This is a genomic window from Cupriavidus sp. 01L415 (assembly GCF_056400065.1).
The window spans coordinates 101,114-117,624 of the sequence record NZ_JBFTSP010000001.1 but is presented as its reverse complement, the minus strand read 5'-3'; the positions used below and the strand labels follow the sequence as shown (position 1 = coordinate 117,624).

The window sequence follows — 16,511 nt, the reverse complement described above, 5'->3', positions numbered from 1 at the left end:
CTGCCTGGCCGGCTGGCGGCCACCGACAAATATCGGCGCGGGCGCGAAACCGCGTATTTTATAATGCCGCCGACCCAACCCAACGGAATGCCAACGTGAATTTCTTCGCCGATTACAACAACCTGGCCCTGATCGCCATCGCCGTGGTCTCCGGCGGCCTGCTGGCCTGGCCGCAGATCAAGGCTGGCACGGGCGGCAAGCGTGTCAATACGGCCGCCGCGACCCAGCTGATCAATAAGCGCAATGCCGTGGTGGTGGACATCCGCGACGCCGCCGAGTATGCCAAGGGCCACCTGCCGCAAGCGAAGAGCGCGCCCCTTGCCGACCTTCCCTCGCGCGCGCCCGGACTCGCAAAGGACAAGGCGGTCCCCATCATCGTGATCTGCCAGACCGGCCAGCGCTCGGGCAAGGCGCAAGCAGCCCTGAAGGAAGCCGGGTACAGTGAGGTCTACGCGCTGGAGGGCGGCATGGCTGCCTGGCAGCAGGCCGGCCTGCCGGTCATCAAGTAACCCAGTCAACGTCCAGTAATCATTGCAGTCACGGCGCGGATCCGCCCATGGCGGTCCGCGTCGTTGCATTTCAAGTCAAGGAGAACACGCATGGCCCGCGTCGTCATGTACAGCACGGTGGTGTGCCCCTATTGCCAGATGGCCGAGCGCCTGCTGAAGCAACGTGGGGTCGGTGAGATCGAGAAGATTCTGATCGATCGCGAACCCGGCAAGCGCGAGGAAATGATGACGCGCACCGGCCGCCGGACCGTGCCGCAGATCTACATCGACGAGACACATGTAGGCGGCTTCGACGACCTCTCCGCGCTGGACCGCCAGGGCGGCCTCATGCCCCTGCTGGCAGCCTGACAGCGCCCCGGCCCGCTCCCGTGGGCCGGGGCTTCGTCTAGGAAGACTCTGATTCCGCTGGCGGCGGGTGAATTCGCCATCCGCGTCATGTACCATATGCGTTTTCCCAACCGGGCGCCGGCCCGCGCCGAAACGGCTCCGCCCCAGGCGTGGCTGTCCGTTCGCGTTGCCGGCCTCCATGGCGCAGTGCGCCCAAACCGACCATCCGGAAGCCTCATATGAGCGACCAGCAACAAGCCACCCAGCAGGACGACCAGCCCTTCTTCAACATTCAGCGCGTGTACCTGAAGGACATGTCGCTGGAGCAGCCGAATTCCCCGGCCATTTTCCTGGAATCGGAAGCGCCGTCGGTGGAAGTGCAGGTCAACGTGGCCGCCGCCCAGCTGCAGGAAGGCATCTTCGAAGTGGTGGTGACGGGCACCGTGACGACCAAGGTGCAGGACAAGGTGGCATTCCTGGTGGAAGCGCACCAGGCTGGCATCTTCGACATCCGCAATGTGCCCGCGGAGCAGCTTGACCCGCTGCTGGGCATCGCCTGCCCGACCATCCTCTATCCGTACCTGCGCGGCAACGTGGCAGACGTGATCACGCGTGCGGGCTTCCAGGCCATCCACCTGTCGGAAATCAACTTCCAGGCGCTGTACGAGCAACGCCTGCAGGCTGCCATGCAGGAAGCCGGTCAGGGTGGAGAATCCGGCATTGTCATGCCCGACGGCAGCCAGGCCCGCCACTAATCGGGACGACTGACCGCGGTCATCGCAAGAACGGGGCTTCGGCCCCGTTTTGGCTTTCTTTGACGTCCATACTGTCTTCATGACAGCGCCAACCGCCAGACCTGCCATGAAACTGACCTTCCTCGGCGCCGGTGCTTGGGGTACCGCCCTTGCCAGCCATGCTGCCGCCGTGCACGACGTGGTGCTTTGGGGCCGCGATCCCGAACAGCTTGCCGGCATCGCCCGGACGGGCACGAACGCGGCCTATCTTCCCGGGGTACCGCTTGCGCCGAAACTGGCCTGTGAGCTGGACTTCGACCGGGCCGTCGACCATGCGCTTGCCGATCCGGATGGCCTCGTGATCGTGGCGACGCCGGTGTCCGGCCTGCGCGAGATGACGCGCCGGCTGGCGGCGCGCCGCAAGGGGCCGCTGGCGATGCTCTGGCTCTGCAAGGGCTTCGAGGCCGAGACCCACGCGCTGCCGCACCAGATGGTGCGGGAGGAACTCGATGCGCTGGGCGTCGCCGCCGGCGAGATCGAATACGGCGTGCTGACCGGCCCGAGCTTTGCGAAGGAAGTGGCCCAGGGCTTGCCATGTGCGCTGACCGTGGCCGGGTCCGCGCACACGCTGGCGGATCGCGCGCAGGCGGCGTTCCACCACCACGCGATGCGCATCTATGGCAGCGACGACCTGACTGGCGTCGAAGTCGGCGGCGCCGTGAAGAACGTGCTGGCGATTGCCACGGGCGCGAGCGATGGGCTCGGACTCGGCCTGAACGCCCGCGCGGCTCTGGTCACGCGTGGTCTGGCCGAAATGACCCGGCTTGGGCTGGCACTGGGCGGCCGCCTGGAGACCTTCATGGGCCTCGCAGGCATGGGCGATCTGATCCTGACGGCCACGGGTGACCTGTCGCGCAATCGCAAGGTCGGCCAGCAACTGGCCAGCGGCAAGACCCTTGACCAGATCCTGGCGGACCTCGGCCATGTGGCCGAAGGCGTGCGCTGCGCGCAGGCCGTGGCCGCGCTAGCTGCCCGGCACGGCGTGGACATGCCGATCACGCGCGCCGTCTGCGCGGTGTTGTTTGAAGGCCTGAATGCGGCCGATGCCGTCGCCCGTCTGCTGCAACGCGACGCCCGAGACGAATAATTTCCCATCCAATGACTCCACGCCGCCGCGCCCTCGGGGCGCTCCTTGCCGCCTCCGCAACCGCCGCCGTCGCAGCCTGGGCGCCCGCCGCGCTTGCAGACACGTGGCCCGCGAAGCCGATCCGCATGATCGTGCCGTTCCCGCCCGGCTCGTCGCCGGACCTGATGGCGCGCCTGGTGACGGAAAAACTGGCCGCCGTGCTCGGGCAGCCCGTGGTGATCGAAAACCGGCCCGGCGCCGGCGGCAATATCGGCACCGGCATGGTGGCCAAGGCGGCGCCCGATGGCTACACGCTGCTGTTCACGATCAACGGTCCGCTCGTGACCGCGCCGTCGCTCTACCGCCATCTCAGCTATGACCCGGTGCGCCAGCTGGCGCCCGTGACGCTGGTGGCGACATCGCCAAACGTGCTGGTCGTCGATGCGCGCCTGCCCGTCCACAACCTGCGCGAGTTCGTGGCGCTCGCCAGGTCGAAGCCGGGCACGCTGAACTACGGGTCGGTGGGCAACGGCAGCGCGGCCCATCTGGCGATGGAGCAACTCAAGACGATGGCCGGCATCGACCTGCAACATGTTCCATATCCCGGCTTTCCGCAAATCACGACCGCCATGGTCGGTGGTCAGGTACAGGCCGGATTCATGGTCCCGGCGATCGCCATGCCGATGGTGACGGCTGGCAAGCTGCGGATACTGGCCGTGACCACCACCGGCCGCACTGCCGTGCTGCCTTCGGTCCCGACGGTGGCGGAATCCGGCTATGCGGGATTCGAGGCGATTTCCTGGCAGGCCGTGCTGGCCCCGGCTGGCACGCCGGCACCGATCATCGACCGGCTGTATCGCGAGCTGGTGGCCATCATCGGCAGCGACGACGTGCGGGAGAAGATGCGTGCGCAGTACTTCGTGCCAGCGGGCACGGCGCCGGCATCGCTGCGGCAGACGATGGCGAGCGAGAAGGCGCGCTGGGACAAGGTCATCCGAGCCGCTGGCGTACAGCCCGAGGGCTGAGCGCGACGAAACGTCAGGCGCCGCCGGCGAAGCCGTTCTGGCGCCACGCCTCGAACACGACCACGGCCACCGTATTCGACAGGTTCAGGCTGCGGTTGTTGGGGCGCATTGGCAGGCGGATGCGCTGCGCGGCGGGAAACCACTCGCGGCGTTCTGGCGCCAACCCGCGCGTCTCCGAGCCGAACACAAACCAGTCGCCTGGCGCAAAGCTGACCTGGCCGAACGGCGTGGCGCCATGCGTGGTGAGCGCGAACATGCGCGTCGGGTCGGGCTGCTCGGTGGCCATCAATGCGTCCCAGCTCTCGTGCACGCGCATCGTCGCGTACTCGTGATAGTCCAGCCCGGCGCGGCGCATGCGCGCGTCTTCCAGCGGAAATCCCAGCGGTTTGACCAGATGCAGCTGCGCGCCCGTATTGGCGCACAGGCGGATCACGTTGCCAGTGTTGGGCGGGATTTCGGGTTCGACGAGGACGACGTTAAACATGGGATCTGGGGCTGGAAAACCGGAGCGCAGCTTACCGTGCGGCGCAGTGACTGTCACGGAGCGGCAGCTACCGGATCATTGTCACTGTTGTCACCGAATGCCCGGTCAGGGCGTGCGCAAGGCGGGTAGTGCGGTGACCCGTGAGGCCCCGTGCGCCTTGAGCACACGGGCGGCTTCCCGCAGCGTGGCGCCCGTCGTCATGACATCGTCGACCAGGCCGATATGCAATCCGTCGAGCCGCTCATCGTGTCTGACCGCGAATGCGTCGCGCAGGTTGGCCCGGCGCGGATGCCGAGCCGGCGCGAGAGCGGGCGGGCGATCTCCCACGCCTGATTGAATCCGCGTGCCGCCAGCCGCTGCGGCGACAGCGGCACGGGGACGAGTACGTCGGGAAACGTGTCGGACGCGGCGCAAAGGCGATCGGCCAGCCGGGCGGCGATCCATTTCGCCAGGGGCAGCGCGGCCCCGAATTTCAGGCGGAGCACCAGGGTGTCGAGCGGGCTCGCGTAGTCCCCGAGCGTCCGCGTCGCATCGAGCGGATCGTCGTCGACACAGGCGAGGCAGGCATGGCAAGCGGGCACAGGTCCGCGGGCATCGTCCTGACTGGCGCAGCGCGGACAGCGCGGCGTTGGCTGAAGCGCGATCTCCGCACTCGCCGCACAGACCACTTCCGACTGCACGGCACCGCACAGCGCGCAGGCTGACGGCAACAAGGTGCGCCACAGGCCCGCCACCAATCGCTGGCCGATGCCGCTGCCGGCACCCTGCGCGGCGGGCGCGTATACTTGCGCTCCTGTTGTCGGTGCGCCATGCGCAGCCGACATTTTTCCGCGTGCGACACTTTGTCGCAGCGCCCGCCGATCCGTCTCTTGTTGCCCAGCTTGTCCGTGTCCCTGCATGCCACCAATTCCCCTGATGCCTGGTTGCCGCCTGCGCGGCTGACCCGGCTTGCCTTTGATCGCCGTAGCGCCAGGTTTGGTCAGCTCGATTTCCTGCTGGGCGAGATTGGCCAGCGCATGCAGGAGCGGATGGAAGTCATCCGGCTGGCGCCGCGCCGGGCGCTCGATATCGGCTGCGGTCATGGCCAGGGCTTGGCGGGGCTGCGCGCCCGCTTTCCTGATGCCCAGATTGCAGGGCTGGATGTGTCAGGCGAGATGCTGCGGCAGGCCGGGCAGCGTGATCCGCAGCGCAGGCCCGGCTGGATCGGACGCATGCTCGGCAAGCGCCCCATGTTCGACCTGGTGCAGGGCGATCTTGCCACACTCCCCTTCGACGCCGCCAGCTTTGACCTGCTCTGGTCCAACCTGGCATTGCACTGGCATCCGGAGCCGCATCGCGTGTTCCCGGAATGGCATCGCGTCACCTGCGACGAGGGCCTCGTGCTGTTCTCGCTGTTCGGCCCTGACACGCTGCGTGAACTGCGCGCGGCGTTTGCCGAGGTGGACCTCGATGCGCATACGCTGCGCTTCGTCGACATGCATGACATTGGCGACATGCTGGTTCACAGCGGCTGGTCGACGCCGGTGATGGACATGGAGACGCTGACCGTGACCTATGAATCGCCCGAGACGCTGCTGCGCGAAGTTCAGGCGTTCGGCGGCTTCCGCCGTCCCGGCCCGGCGGGCCTGCGCGGACGCCGCTGGCATGCCGCCGTGCTGGCCGCGCTGGATCGTCAGCGCAATGCCGATGGCGTGATCCCGCTGACGTTCGAAATTGTCTACGGCCACGCGTGGAAGCTGGCGCCTCGCGGCAAGCAGGCGGTCGACGACCAGGGTCGCGCCGTCGTGCCGGTCGACAAAATCGGTCGCGCGCAGCCACGCCGGTAAGCGGTCGCCCGACAATCCGCGGGCATCGATTGTGTTGACTATCGCGCGCGTCGAGGTCATGCACAAAAATTTGAATAGCGCAAGCGCTGCGGTCAAATCCGGCCTTGTTCGAGTATGCGAAGCGCCATATAATGCGCCAGTTTGTCGCAGTGGTCCCCTGGCACAAGAACGCCCCCGGAATGCACTTCGCACGTGCCGGACGGGAGCGCCATTCGTCCCGGGTGTGCATCCGATGCAGAGTGGTTGGCGATGCAAGACTTGGGTATCGCATTCCAGACGGCAGTAGGTGACTCCGGCGGAAATCTCGACGGACGACCTCCCTTGCCGAGCAACGACTGGCTGATGAAGCGAAATTGCTCGCTGTCTCCACGCCAGGTCGGCTGGTTTTACTTCTCCATCGTATGTTTCTCGACTGCCATCGCGGTGTTTCTTGCCGTGTGGCAGGGGGCCTGGCTCGTGCTGCCGTTTGCCGGGCTGGAGCTGCTTGGGCTGGGGATTGCCCTGCTGGTGTATGCGCGCCATGCGGCGGATTATGAACGCGTGAGTGTGACTGACGGGATACTGGTCGTGGAGACAGCCAGTGCCACGCGGGTCACGCGTGAGGAATTCAACCCGCGCTGGGTGCGGGTCGAACTGGGTGAATCGTTCCGGGCGCTGGTGGTCTTGCGGTCGGACAAGCGAGCCGTGCGGGTGGGGTGTTATCTGGACCCGAGGCGGCGACGCAAGTTCGCGCAGGAACTCGCAGCGGCCTTGCATCGCGTCTGAATGGACGGGATGCCGGGCAGGGCGGGGACAGATTTGAATCTGTAAATTGGGTAGATAAACAATGAAAATGTGGAAGAAGGCATCCGCAGCATGTCTGGCAGGCGCGTCCCTGCTTGTCAGCCAGGCGGCCTCCGCGGTCAGTGACATGCCAGGCGGCCCCGCCGTCCGACAGCTGAACCTGACCGAACCCGTTACAAAAATCGCCGAACAGATTCACTGGCTGAACTGGATGATGCTGATCATCTGCACGGTGATCTTCGTCGCCGTGTTCGGCGTGATGTTCTATTCCATCTTCACGCACCGGAAGAGCCGCGGCGCCAAGTCGGCATCCTTCCACGAAAGCATTACCGTCGAAGTCGTCTGGACCATCGTCCCGTTCCTGATCGTGATTGCGATGGCGCTGCCCGCCACCAAGACCGTGGTCGCGATGAAGGACACCACCAACTCCGACATCACCATCAAGGCCACCGGATACCAGTGGAAGTGGGGCTACGACTACCTGAAGGGCCAGGGCGAGGGGATTTCCTTCGTGTCCACGCTGACCACGCCGCGCGAGCAGATCAACAACCAGCAGGAAAAATCGAACACCTACCTGATGGAGGTGGACAACGAGCTGGTGGTGCCGGTCAACAAGAAGATCCGTATCGTCACGACGGCCAACGACGTGATCCACGCGTGGATGATTCCGGCGTTCGGCGTCAAGCAGGACGCCATCCCGGGCTTCGTGCGCGACACCTGGTTCAAGGCCGAGAAGACCGGTATCTACCGCGGCCAGTGCGCGGAGCTGTGCGGCAAGGAACACGCCTTCATGCCGATCGTCGTGCGCGTCGTGTCTGACGCCGACTACACCAAGTGGGTCGACGAGAAGAAGAAGGCCCTGGCTGCGGCGGCGGATGATCCCAACAAGACCTGGACGCTCGACGAGATGAAGGTCCGGGGCGAGAAGGTCTATGCGTCCAACTGCGCGGTCTGCCACCAGCCGAACGGCAAGGGCGGCGGCGCGTTCCCGGCGCTCGACGGCTCCAAGGTCGTGAACGGGCCGAAGGCCGGCCAGATGCACATCCTGCTGGAAGGCAAGGGCGGCATGCCGTCGTGGAAGCAGCTCTCCGATACCGAGCTGGCCGCGGCCATGACGTACACGCGCAACAGCTGGAGCAACCGGACCGGCGAGGTGATCCAGCCGGCTGACTTCGTGAACGCCCGTGCGGGCAAGTTCCCCGAGGGCGGTGGCGCACCCACGGCCGGCGCAGGCGATGCCTCGCCCAAGGCCCAGGCCAAGCCGGCCGCCGCATCCACTGACAAGCAGGCCAGCCTCGCGGGCAACCGCGTCGCAGGCTGACCCGCGGAAGCACCCGCATTCAGGAATTCAGGAGTCATCGCGATGAGTACCGCTACCCCGGAAGCACTGGGTCATCCGCACGATCACGCCCACGATGATCACGCACACGATCATCCGCACGGCTGGCGCCGCTGGCTGTTTGCCACCAACCACAAGGACATCGGTACGCTGTACCTGCTGTTCTCGTTCACGATGCTGCTCTCGGGCGGCGTGCTGGCCCTGCTGATCCGCCTGGAGCTGTTCGAGCCGGGCCTGCAGTTCTTCCGCCCGGAACTGTTCAACCAGTTCACCACCATGCACGGCCTGATCATGGTGTTCGGCGCGATCATGCCGGCCTTCGTCGGCTTTGCGAACTGGATGATCCCGCTGCAGATCGGCGCATCCGACATGGCCTTTGCCCGGATGAACAACTTCAGCTTCTGGCTGATGCCGCCCGCCGCGCTGCTGCTGGTCGGATCGTTCTTCGTCCCGGGCGGCGCCACCGCCGCCGGCTGGACGCTGTACGCGCCGCTGTCGGTGCAGATGGGCCCCGGCATGGACATGGCCATCTTCGCCATGCACATCATGGGTGCATCGTCGATCATGGGCTCGATCAACATCATCGTGACCATCCTCAACATGCGTGCCCCCGGCATGACGCTGATGAAGATGCCGATGTTCTGCTGGACCTGGCTGATCACCGCCTACCTGCTGATCGCCGTGATGCCCGTGCTGGCCGGCGCCATCACCATGGTGCTGACCGATCGCCACTTCGGCACGAGCTTCTTCTCGGCAGCCGGTGGCGGTGACCCGGTGATGTACCAGCACATCTTCTGGTTCTTCGGCCATCCCGAGGTCTACATCATGATTCTGCCGGCGTTCGGGATCGTCTCGCACGTCGTGCCGGCCTTCGCGCGCAAGCGTCTGTTCGGCTACAGCTCGATGGTGTACGCCACGGCCTCCATCGCCATCCTGTCGTTCATCGTGTGGGCCCACCACATGTTCACGACCGGCATGCCGGTGACCGGCCAGCTGTTCTTCATGTACGCGACGATGCTGATCGCGGTGCCGACGGCCGTGAAGATCTTCAACTGGATCGCCACGATGTGGCGCGGCTCGATGACGTTCGAGACCCCGATGCTGTTCGCGATCGGCTTCATCTTCGTGTTCACGATCGGCGGCTTCACGGGCCTGATGCCGGCCGTCGCCCCGATCGACATCCAGCTGCAGGACACGTACTTCATCGTGGCGCACTTCCACTACGTGCTGGTGGCCGGTTCGCTGTTCGCGCTGTTCGCGGGCTTCTACTACTGGGGGCCGAAGTGGAGCGGGTTCATGTACAACGAGACCCGCGGCCAGATCCACTTCTGGGGTTCGCTGATCTTCTTCAACGTGACCTTCTTCCCGATGCACTTCCTGGGCCTGGCCGGTATGCCGCGTCGTTATGCGGACTATCCGACCCAGTTCACGGACTTCAACGCGATCGCGTCGATTGGTGCGCTGGGCTTTGGCCTGATGCAGGTGTATTTCTTCTTCTTCGTGGTGCTGCCGTCGTACCGTGGCGGCCAGCAGGCCGGCGACAAGCCGTGGGATGGCGCCGAAGGCCTGGAGTGGACCGTGCCGTCGCCGGCTCCGTTCCACACCTTCGAAGAGCCGCCGCGGGTCAGGTAATGCCCGGCCAGGTATCACGCAGCAGACAGTAACTGGCAACGGGTGCGTGGGCAGGATGCCCATGCACCCGGCGCCCGAGCAGGTATCGACATGCAGCCCTCAGAAAAAAGCCCGTCACAGCAGGACCGTCAAGCCACGCAGCAAGCCGCCAACCGCCGGCTGGGCTTGATCCTCCTGTCCATCGTGGTGGTCTTCTTCCTGGGATTCTTTGCCAAGATGGTGTTCCTTGGCGGCTGAAACCTTCAAGTCGTAGCAGTACGGAAGCAGGAGACTGGCGTGGACGCGCAGGACAAGGCTCTCGAGAAGCGCTTCAACCGCGGCATGCTGTTGCGGCTGCTGGTGGTGGTGGGTCTGATGTTCAGCTTTGGCTATGCGCTCGTGCCGCTGTACAAGAAGATTTGCGACCTCACCGGCCTCAACGTGGTGACCACGCGCGATCTGTATGGCGGATCGGTGAAGAACACGCAGATCGACAAGAGCCGGACGATCACCGTCGAATTCGATTCCAACGCGCGCGGCCCGTTTGCGTTCCGCCCCGTGAAGAATTCGATGGAGGTCCATCCGGGCGAGCTGACGACGATCGTGTACGAAGTGGCCAACGGGCAGTCGCGCGATATTTCCGCGCAGGCGATCCCGAGCTACGCGCCAAAGCAGGCGACGGAGTACTTCAAGAAGGTGGAGTGCTTCTGCTTCAAGCAGCAGACGCTCAAGGCCAACGAGGCGCGCGAGATGCCGGTGGTTTTCGTGATCGATCCGAACCTGCCGAAGGATGTGAAGAACATCACGCTGTCGTACACGTTCTTCGAGGTCGGCACGCCGGTCGCGCAGGCGCCGCAGGGCGAGTTGGAAGCCCCGGGGCAGGGTAGCTGAGATGGACAACATGGATGATCCGGTGCATCGCAAGGCATCGTTCATGCAGACCATGCGGGCGGTGCTCTGGTCATTCATCGGATTGCGCAAGGGGTCTGAGCATGAGACCGACATGGCGCGCCTGAATCCGGTGCACGTGATCATCGCCGGGCTGATTGCCGTGGCGGTGTTCGTGGCGATACTGATCGGCATCGTGCGCGCCGTGGTGGGGTAGGAGACCGCGGTCGCACGCGGAGCAGGGTTGGACAGAAGATAAGAAAGTAGAGCACGCCGCCGGCCAGCCGTTGGGGCCGGATGTGCGGATAACGACCACTGAATCAAAGACTCTGAGCTGGAGATAGAAGAATGAGTGCGAATCGCGCAAACGCTCCGTACTACTTCGTACCGGGCCCGTCGCGCCATCCGATCACGGCGGCATTCGGCCTGCTGATGACTGGCGCCGGCGCTGCCGGTTGGGTCAACGGGCAACCGTGGGCGCCGTATTTGTGCGGTTTCGGCCTGCTGTGGTTCCTGTTCGTGCTCAAGAGCTGGTTTGGCGATGCCATCCGCGAGTCCGAAGGCGGCCTGTACGGCAAGAACATCGACGTGTCGTTTCGCTGGTCGATGGGCTGGTTCATCTTCTCGGAGGTGATGTTCTTCGCGGCGTTCTTCGGCGCGCTGTTCTATGCCCGCACCATCGCCATGCCGTGGCTGGGTGACCTGAACAACAAGATCATCTGGCCGGATTTCGCGGCCGTGTGGCCCAACGTTGGCCCGGCGGGTACGGTGGAGAGCTTCCAGACGATGGGCCCGTGGCCGATCCCGACGATCAACACCGCGCTGCTGCTGACCTCGGGTGTAACGCTGACCTGGGCGCACCACGCGCTGCTGGCCGGCAAGCGCAGCCAGCTGATCCAGGGCCTGGTGCTGACCATCCTGCTGGGCGCGATCTTCATGTGCCTGCAGGTCTACGAGTACATGCACGCGTACCACGAACTGAACCTGAAGCTGACCTCGGGTGTCTATGGTTCGACGTTCTTCCTGCTGACCGGCTTCCACGGCTTCCATGTGACGATGGGCGCGATCATGCTGGCGGTGGTGCTGGGCCGCGTACTGCGTGGGCATTTCACGCCGGAGCATCACTTCGCGTTCGAAGGCGCCGCCTGGTACTGGCACTTCGTGGACGTGGTCTGGCTCGGTCTCTACGTGGTGGTGTACTGGCTGTAAGCCGTCAACGCGACGGATTGCGACCGATTGCGGCGGATGTCGGGAGATTCTCCCGCGCCCGCTGTGCATGCAGTACAAAAAAGAAGCGCCGCGAGAGACCTCCTCAGCGGCGCTTCTTTTTTGCGGAGCCTGCAATGCTCACGGCGACATCTGGATGCCGGTGCTTTGTATCCATCCCATCCAGTGCGAAAACAGGATGAACAGGAACAGCGCCACGGAGAAGCCGACGCGGAACATCAGCGATCGCATCATGTTGGGCGTGCGGCCCCGGTCGCGCATCATGAAAAATAGCGCGGAGGCAAGGCTGCCGATGATCAGGATGAAGGCAACGACGATGACGAAGCGCATGGGGGCCGTGATGGGGTCCGCTCTCGGAAGTCGTCATTATCGCACCGTGGTGGCCGGGGGGAAGTCGTGACGACCCGCAGGGGGTGGCGTGCGCCGGGTCCGGTGCCGATGGTGGCGGCGCTGGTGGTGATCGCCGTCACGTGCGCGCTGGGCAACTGGCAACTGAGGCGCGCGCACGAGAAGATCGACCGTGCCGCGCGCCTGGCCGCGCTGGCGGCGCAGCCGCCGGAGGAACTCGGCGCGGGCCATCGCGATGTGAGGCAACTGGCTGACCGCCGCGTTCGCGCGCGTGGCCGTCTCGATGCGGAAAAGACCGTGTTGCTGGACAATCGCCCGCACGGCAATGGCACCGACAGTCGCGCCGGCTTCCTCGTGCTGACCCCGCTGCAGCTTGCGGGCGGCGGGGGCAGCGTGCTGGTATTGAGGGGCTGGCTGCCGCGCGATGTACAGGACCGTACGCGCATCGCGCCGTTTCAGACGCCGTCGGGCGAGATCACGCTGGAAGGCACCGCGCTGGCGGCGGTTCCGCGCGTCTACAGCCTCGGGCAGGACGCTTCCGCAGAGGCCGGGCGAAAGATCCGTCAGAATGTCGACCTGGACGCGTATGGCAAGGAAATCGGCGCGCCGCTGCTGCCACTCGTGATCGAGCAGGCCACGGATAATGGCGACGGGCTGGCGCGCGACTGGGCACCGGCCGATCTTGGTGCCGATCGCCACTACGGATACGCCTTCCAGTGGTTCGGCCTGGCCGCGCTGACCGCGGTGCTGGTGGGCGTGCTGGGCTGGCGCCGCGCGCGGCGCGGCGAGAACTGACAACCGAACGATGAACGTACAGACGAACTCCATGTCGCAGCAAGACCCTACGGCCCCGCCGGATTCCCGCATCGACGCGCGCACGCGCCGTGGCCGCCTGCAGATGCTGATGCTGCTGCTGGTCTGCGCATCGCCGGTGATTTTTTCGTACTTCACGTTCTACGTGATCAAGCCGACCGGCGGCAGCACCAACTACGGCACGCTGATCGATCCGCAACGGCCCATGCCGGCCGTCCAGGTTGCCAACGAGCGCGCCGAGTCGGTGCCGCTGGCGGCGTTCCGGGGCAAGTGGCTGATGGTGATGACGGACCCGTCGGCCTGTGACGAAGCCTGCGCGAAAAAGCTCTTCACGATGCGCCAGATTCGCGCGGGGCAGGGCGAAGGCCGCGAGCGGATCGTGCCGGTCTGGCTGATTTCCGACAACGGCGCCGTGGACGAGCGGCTCTCCACTGCCTACAACGAACCCTATGCGGGTGTGCGGTTCCTGCGCATGGATCGCGAGACGATCCGGCAGTGGTTGCCGGCGGAGTCCGGCGCGCGCATCGAAGACGCGGTATTCCTGGTCGACCCGCTGGGCAACCTGATGATGCGCTGGCCGAAGGAGCCTGACCCCAAGCAGATGAGCAGTGACCTGAAGAAGCTGCTCAAGTATTCCCGAATTGGCTGATTTTCCATGCTGCTCCAACTCGCCATCATCGGCATCCTGATCGCGCTGCTGCCGCTGTCCTACGTACTGGTGCGCGGTGACCGCGACAAATACCGCAAGCTCGTCTGGATCACGGCGTTCCTGACGCTGGACCTCATCATGTTCGGCAGCTTTACCCGGCTGACCGATTCGGGCCTGGGCTGCCCGGACTGGCCGGGCTGCTATGGCCATTCGAATCCGCACGCGGCCATGGAGCCGATCCGTGCCGCCGAAACGGCGCTGCCCAGCGGCCCCGTGACGCTCGCGAAGGCGTGGATCGAAATGATCCATCGCTATTTCGCCATGGCGGTGGGGGTGCTCATCATCTCCCTGATGGTGCTGGCCTGGGTCAAGCGCCGCGAGTTGAAGCAGTCGCCGTGGTTTGCCACGGGCGTGCTGGTGCTGGTCTGCGTGCAGGGCGCGTTCGGCATGATGACCGTGACCATGAAGCTGCAACCGGTCATCGTCGTCACCCACCTGCTGCTGGCGATGGCGCTGCTGGCGTCGCTGATCTGGCTGGGGTCGCGTAACGATCCGCCGCATGTGGTGGCGCCGCAGGCAGCATCGCTGCGGTGGGCGGGCGCAATCGGGATCGTGCTGCTGGTGATCCAGATCTTCCTGGGCGGCTGGGTCAGCACCAACTACGCGGTGCTGGCCTGCACGGACTTCCCGCTCTGCAACGGGCAACTGGTGCCGGAGATGGACTTCCGTCATGGCTTCACGCTCTGGCGCCAGCTTGGCATGACGGCGGATGGCGACTACATCCCGCATGCCGCGCTGGTGGCCATCCACTGGGTACACCGCGGCTTTGCTTTCGTGGTGCTGGGCTACCTGGCCTGGTTCGGGCTGCGGGCCCGCCGGCTCGAGGGGCTCGCCCGTCATGCCAGATGGCTGTTGGCCGTGCTGGCGCTGCAACTGGCCACGGGGATGTCGAATATCGTGTTCGACTGGCCGCTGGTGGCGGCGGTCGCACATAACGGCGGAGCAGCCCTGCTGCTGATGCTGTTGCTCCGTCTCAACTACAATATCGGCCTCGCGACCCGTTTCGCCGGCGCCGCCGCCCAATCGTCCATTGCCGCGCGCGCCACATGAAGGACAAGATGCCCCCCGTGGTTACTGCTACCCACCCCCACTCTTCCGTGGGCCGATTACGTCATCTGGCCCGCCAATACGCCGCCCTGACCAAGCCGCGCGTGACCCAGCTTGCGGTCTTCTGCGCTGTCATCGGCATGTTCCTGGCCACGCCCGGCATGGTGCCTTGGTCCGTGCTGATCGGTGGTGCCGCCGGCATCTGGCTGCTTGCCGGCGCGGCGTTCGCCATCAATTGCCTGGTCGAACAGAAGATTGACGCGCTGATGCGCCGTACCGCGTGGCGGCCGTCCGCCACGGGCGAGATCACCACCACGCAGACGCTGATCTTCTCGGCCATCCTGGGTGGCGCGGGCATGTGGCTGCTGCACGTGTTTGCCAATGACCTGACGATGTGGCTAACCTTCGCCACGTTCCTGGGCTATGCGGTGGTGTACACGATCCTGCTGAAGCCGGCCACGCCGCAGAACATCGTCATCGGCGGCCTGTCGGGCGCCATGCCGCCCGCGCTGGGTTGGGCCGCCGTCGCCGGTACGGTGCCGGCCGAGGCCTGGTTCCTGGTGCTGATCATCTTCACGTGGACGCCGCCGCACTTCTGGGCGCTGGCGCTGTATCGCCGTGCGGACTACGCCAAATCCGGCCTGCCGATGCTGCCGATCACCCACGGGGAGCGCTACACGCTGCTTCATATCCTGCTGTACACGCTCGTCATGATCGCCGCCACGCTGTTGCCGTTCGTGTACGGCATGAGCGGCTACATCTACCTGGTGGCCGCGCTGGGGCTGGGGCTGGTGTTCCTCGGCTACGCCTGGAAGCTGTTCCGCAACTATTCGGACGGGTTGGCGCAACGCACCTTCCGCTACTCGATCCTGTACCTGTCGCTGCTGTTTGCCGCGCTGCTGGTGGATCACTACTTCAAGTTCGTGCCGCAGGTCTGAGCACGGCCCGCGGGGGCCATGTCCTGCGGCATCTTGCCGCGCCCGGAGGCCAGTGCCGGTTCCATCGGCGATACTTCCGGGCAACCTTTCCCGACGACCGCGCATGCCGACCTCTTCCCAAGGCCTCCTGGCCATGATCCGCCGCTTCTGCCTGCTGGCGCTCTGCACGGCCTTGCTGGCTGCCTGCGGGCAACCGAAGCCCTCGTTCCGCAATGTCGATATCTCCGGCGCCACCGAGTTCGGCAAGGACTTCGCCCTGACTGATCCGGCCGGCAAGACCCGCACGCTGGCGGACTTCAAGGGCAAGGCCGTGGTGATGTTCTTTGGCTACACGCATTGCCCGGATGTCTGCCCGACCACCATGGCCGAGCTGAAGGCCGTCATGGAGCAACTCGGGCCGGACGCGGACAAGGTGCAGGTGCTGTTCGTGACCCTGGATCCGGAGCGCGATACCGGCGCGTTGCTGGGCCAGTACGTTCCGGCCTTCGATGCGCGCTTCCTGGGCCTGCGCCCTGCCGACGAGGCGGCGCTGAAGAAGGTGACCAAGGACTTCAAGGTCTACTACGCCAAAGTGCCGGGAACGTCGCCCAATAACTACACGATGGATCATTCGGCGGGCAGCTATGTCTTTGATCCGAACGGCCAGCTGCGCCTGTTCATCCGCCACGGCCAAGGCCCGGAGCCGATCGCTCACGACCTGAAGGAACTGCTCTCGTAGGACGCGTAGGCGCCGCCAGGCGCGCGCCGAAACAAGAAGGGCCGGTCACATGACCGGCC

General features: G+C 65.3%; 20 protein-coding genes and 1 pseudogene. 18 read left to right on the top strand and 3 right to left on the bottom strand.

Going from position 1 to position 16,511, the window contains the following annotated elements:
- The first annotated feature begins 95 nt into the window (after positions 1-95).
- From AC1DOX_RS00535 to AC1DOX_RS00515, 5 genes are all read left to right on the top strand, one after another.
- A complete protein-coding gene (locus AC1DOX_RS00535) occupies positions 96-509 on the top strand; it encodes a rhodanese-like domain-containing protein (RefSeq protein WP_441623741.1) in 414 nt (137 codons plus the stop codon).
- Between the two features lie 90 nt (positions 510-599).
- Positions 600-857, top strand: coding sequence for a glutaredoxin 3 (grxC, locus tag AC1DOX_RS00530; RefSeq protein WP_092135749.1), 258 nt, complete (start codon positions 600-602; stop codon positions 855-857).
- 218 nt (positions 858-1,075) lie between these two features.
- Positions 1,076-1,591, top strand: a complete 516-nt coding sequence (secB, locus tag AC1DOX_RS00525; protein ID WP_092135750.1) for a protein-export chaperone SecB — start codon at positions 1,076-1,078, stop codon at positions 1,589-1,591.
- 106 nt (positions 1,592-1,697) lie between these two features.
- Positions 1,698-2,717, top strand: coding sequence for an NAD(P)H-dependent glycerol-3-phosphate dehydrogenase (locus tag AC1DOX_RS00520; protein WP_441623744.1), 1,020 nt, complete (start codon positions 1,698-1,700; stop codon positions 2,715-2,717).
- 11 nt (positions 2,718-2,728) lie between these two features.
- A complete protein-coding gene (locus AC1DOX_RS00515) occupies positions 2,729-3,721 on the top strand; it encodes a Bug family tripartite tricarboxylate transporter substrate binding protein (RefSeq protein WP_441623746.1) in 993 nt (330 codons plus the stop codon).
- A gap of 13 nt (positions 3,722-3,734) precedes the next feature.
- Here the strand turns inward: AC1DOX_RS00515 and trmL are convergent, their stop codons facing one another.
- Both trmL and AC1DOX_RS00505 read right to left on the bottom strand, forming a co-directional pair.
- Positions 3,735-4,205, bottom strand: coding sequence for a tRNA (uridine(34)/cytosine(34)/5-carboxymethylaminomethyluridine(34)-2'-O)-methyltransferase TrmL (trmL, locus tag AC1DOX_RS00510; protein ID WP_092135755.1), 471 nt, complete (start codon positions 4,203-4,205; stop codon positions 3,735-3,737).
- A gap of 105 nt (positions 4,206-4,310) precedes the next feature.
- Positions 4,311-4,942, bottom strand: a pseudogene (locus AC1DOX_RS00505) (ComF family protein).
- 150 nt (positions 4,943-5,092) lie between these two features.
- Between AC1DOX_RS00505 and AC1DOX_RS00500 the strand changes: the two are divergent.
- The 8 genes from AC1DOX_RS00500 (at position 5,093) to AC1DOX_RS00465 (ending at position 11,861) form a co-directional block, all read left to right on the top strand.
- Entirely contained in the window at positions 5,093-6,031 is a 939-nt protein-coding gene (locus AC1DOX_RS00500; protein WP_441623748.1) for a methyltransferase domain-containing protein, read from the top strand.
- A gap of 249 nt (positions 6,032-6,280) precedes the next feature.
- Entirely contained in the window at positions 6,281-6,796 is a 516-nt protein-coding gene (locus tag AC1DOX_RS00495; protein ID WP_092135757.1) for a DUF2244 domain-containing protein, read from the top strand.
- Between the two features lie 61 nt (positions 6,797-6,857).
- Positions 6,858-8,135 carry a cytochrome c oxidase subunit II gene (gene coxB / locus AC1DOX_RS00490; protein ID WP_092135758.1) on the top strand — a complete coding sequence of 426 codons (1,278 nt, stop codon included), beginning with the start codon at positions 6,858-6,860 and terminating at the stop codon, positions 8,133-8,135.
- A gap of 42 nt (positions 8,136-8,177) precedes the next feature.
- Positions 8,178-9,785: a cytochrome c oxidase subunit I gene (gene ctaD / locus AC1DOX_RS00485; RefSeq protein ID WP_092135760.1), complete on the top strand. Its 1,608-nt coding sequence runs from the start codon at positions 8,178-8,180 to the stop codon at positions 9,783-9,785.
- Between the two features lie 90 nt (positions 9,786-9,875).
- Entirely contained in the window at positions 9,876-10,022 is a 147-nt protein-coding gene (locus AC1DOX_RS00480) for a cytochrome oxidase small assembly protein (RefSeq protein WP_176860894.1), read from the top strand.
- 39 nt (positions 10,023-10,061) lie between these two features.
- Positions 10,062-10,655, top strand: coding sequence for a cytochrome c oxidase assembly protein (locus AC1DOX_RS00475; protein WP_441623751.1), 594 nt, complete (start codon positions 10,062-10,064; stop codon positions 10,653-10,655).
- A 1-nt stretch (position 10,656) separates the two neighbouring features.
- Positions 10,657-10,869: a DUF2970 domain-containing protein gene (locus tag AC1DOX_RS00470; protein ID WP_441623753.1), complete on the top strand. Its 213-nt coding sequence runs from the start codon at positions 10,657-10,659 to the stop codon at positions 10,867-10,869.
- 131 nt (positions 10,870-11,000) lie between these two features.
- The gene (locus AC1DOX_RS00465) at positions 11,001-11,861 is read left to right on the top strand and encodes a cytochrome c oxidase subunit 3 (RefSeq protein WP_092135766.1); all 861 of its coding nucleotides are present in this window, start codon (positions 11,001-11,003) and stop codon (positions 11,859-11,861) included.
- Positions 11,862-11,999: 138 nt separating this feature from the next.
- Here AC1DOX_RS00465 and AC1DOX_RS00460 read toward each other — a convergent pair whose 3' ends face one another.
- A complete protein-coding gene (locus tag AC1DOX_RS00460; RefSeq protein ID WP_092135767.1) occupies positions 12,000-12,209 on the bottom strand; it encodes a twin transmembrane helix small protein in 210 nt (69 codons plus the stop codon).
- A 66-nt stretch (positions 12,210-12,275) separates the two neighbouring features.
- Between AC1DOX_RS00460 and AC1DOX_RS00455 the strand changes: the two genes are divergently transcribed.
- The 5 genes from AC1DOX_RS00455 (at position 12,276) to AC1DOX_RS00435 (ending at position 16,452) form a co-directional block, all read left to right on the top strand.
- Positions 12,276-13,022 (top strand): SURF1 family protein, encoded by a 747-nt coding sequence (locus AC1DOX_RS00455; RefSeq protein WP_441623756.1) that lies wholly within the window; start codon positions 12,276-12,278, stop codon positions 13,020-13,022.
- Positions 13,023-13,032: 10 nt separating this feature from the next.
- Complete coding sequence (locus AC1DOX_RS00450; RefSeq protein ID WP_441623758.1) at positions 13,033-13,689, top strand: SCO family protein; 657 nt, start codon at positions 13,033-13,035, stop codon at positions 13,687-13,689.
- Between the two features lie 6 nt (positions 13,690-13,695).
- Positions 13,696-14,799, top strand: a complete 1,104-nt coding sequence (locus AC1DOX_RS00445) for a COX15/CtaA family protein (protein ID WP_441623760.1) — start codon at positions 13,696-13,698, stop codon at positions 14,797-14,799.
- An 8-nt stretch (positions 14,800-14,807) separates the two neighbouring features.
- The gene (gene cyoE, locus AC1DOX_RS00440) at positions 14,808-15,734 is read left to right on the top strand and encodes a heme o synthase (protein ID WP_441623762.1); all 927 of its coding nucleotides are present in this window, start codon (positions 14,808-14,810) and stop codon (positions 15,732-15,734) included.
- A gap of 103 nt (positions 15,735-15,837) precedes the next feature.
- Positions 15,838-16,452, top strand: coding sequence for an SCO family protein (locus AC1DOX_RS00435; RefSeq protein ID WP_441623764.1), 615 nt, complete (start codon positions 15,838-15,840; stop codon positions 16,450-16,452).
- Positions 16,453-16,511 lie beyond the last annotated feature (59 nt).

Bases quoted from the DNA above. Each gene is read 5' to 3' on its own strand.
- grxC (WP_092135749.1), top strand. From the start codon at position 600: ATGGCCCGCGTCGTCATGTACAGCACGGTGGTGTGCCCCTATTGCCAG.
- secB (WP_092135750.1), top strand. From the start codon at position 1,076: ATGAGCGACCAGCAACAAGCCACCCAGCAGGACGACCAGCCCTTCTTC.
- AC1DOX_RS00520 (WP_441623744.1), top strand. From the start codon at position 1,698: ATGAAACTGACCTTCCTCGGCGCCGGTGCTTGGGGTACCGCCCTTGCC.
- AC1DOX_RS00515 (WP_441623746.1), top strand. From the start codon at position 2,729: ATGACTCCACGCCGCCGCGCCCTCGGGGCGCTCCTTGCCGCCTCCGCA.
- trmL (WP_092135755.1), bottom strand. From the start codon at position 4,205: ATGTTTAACGTCGTCCTCGTCGAACCCGAAATCCCGCCCAACACTGGC.
- AC1DOX_RS00495 (WP_092135757.1), top strand. From the start codon at position 6,281: ATGCAAGACTTGGGTATCGCATTCCAGACGGCAGTAGGTGACTCCGGC.
- coxB (WP_092135758.1), top strand. From the start codon at position 6,858: ATGAAAATGTGGAAGAAGGCATCCGCAGCATGTCTGGCAGGCGCGTCC.
- ctaD (WP_092135760.1), top strand. From the start codon at position 8,178: ATGAGTACCGCTACCCCGGAAGCACTGGGTCATCCGCACGATCACGCC.
- AC1DOX_RS00480 (WP_176860894.1), top strand. From the start codon at position 9,876: ATGCAGCCCTCAGAAAAAAGCCCGTCACAGCAGGACCGTCAAGCCACG.
- AC1DOX_RS00470 (WP_441623753.1), top strand. From the start codon at position 10,657: ATGGACAACATGGATGATCCGGTGCATCGCAAGGCATCGTTCATGCAG.
- AC1DOX_RS00465 (WP_092135766.1), top strand. From the start codon at position 11,001: ATGAGTGCGAATCGCGCAAACGCTCCGTACTACTTCGTACCGGGCCCG.
- AC1DOX_RS00460 (WP_092135767.1), bottom strand. From the start codon at position 12,209: ATGCGCTTCGTCATCGTCGTTGCCTTCATCCTGATCATCGGCAGCCTT.
- AC1DOX_RS00450 (WP_441623758.1), top strand. From the start codon at position 13,033: ATGAACGTACAGACGAACTCCATGTCGCAGCAAGACCCTACGGCCCCG.
- AC1DOX_RS00445 (WP_441623760.1), top strand. From the start codon at position 13,696: ATGCTGCTCCAACTCGCCATCATCGGCATCCTGATCGCGCTGCTGCCG.
- cyoE (WP_441623762.1), top strand. From the start codon at position 14,808: ATGCCCCCCGTGGTTACTGCTACCCACCCCCACTCTTCCGTGGGCCGA.
- AC1DOX_RS00435 (WP_441623764.1), top strand. From the start codon at position 15,838: ATGCCGACCTCTTCCCAAGGCCTCCTGGCCATGATCCGCCGCTTCTGC.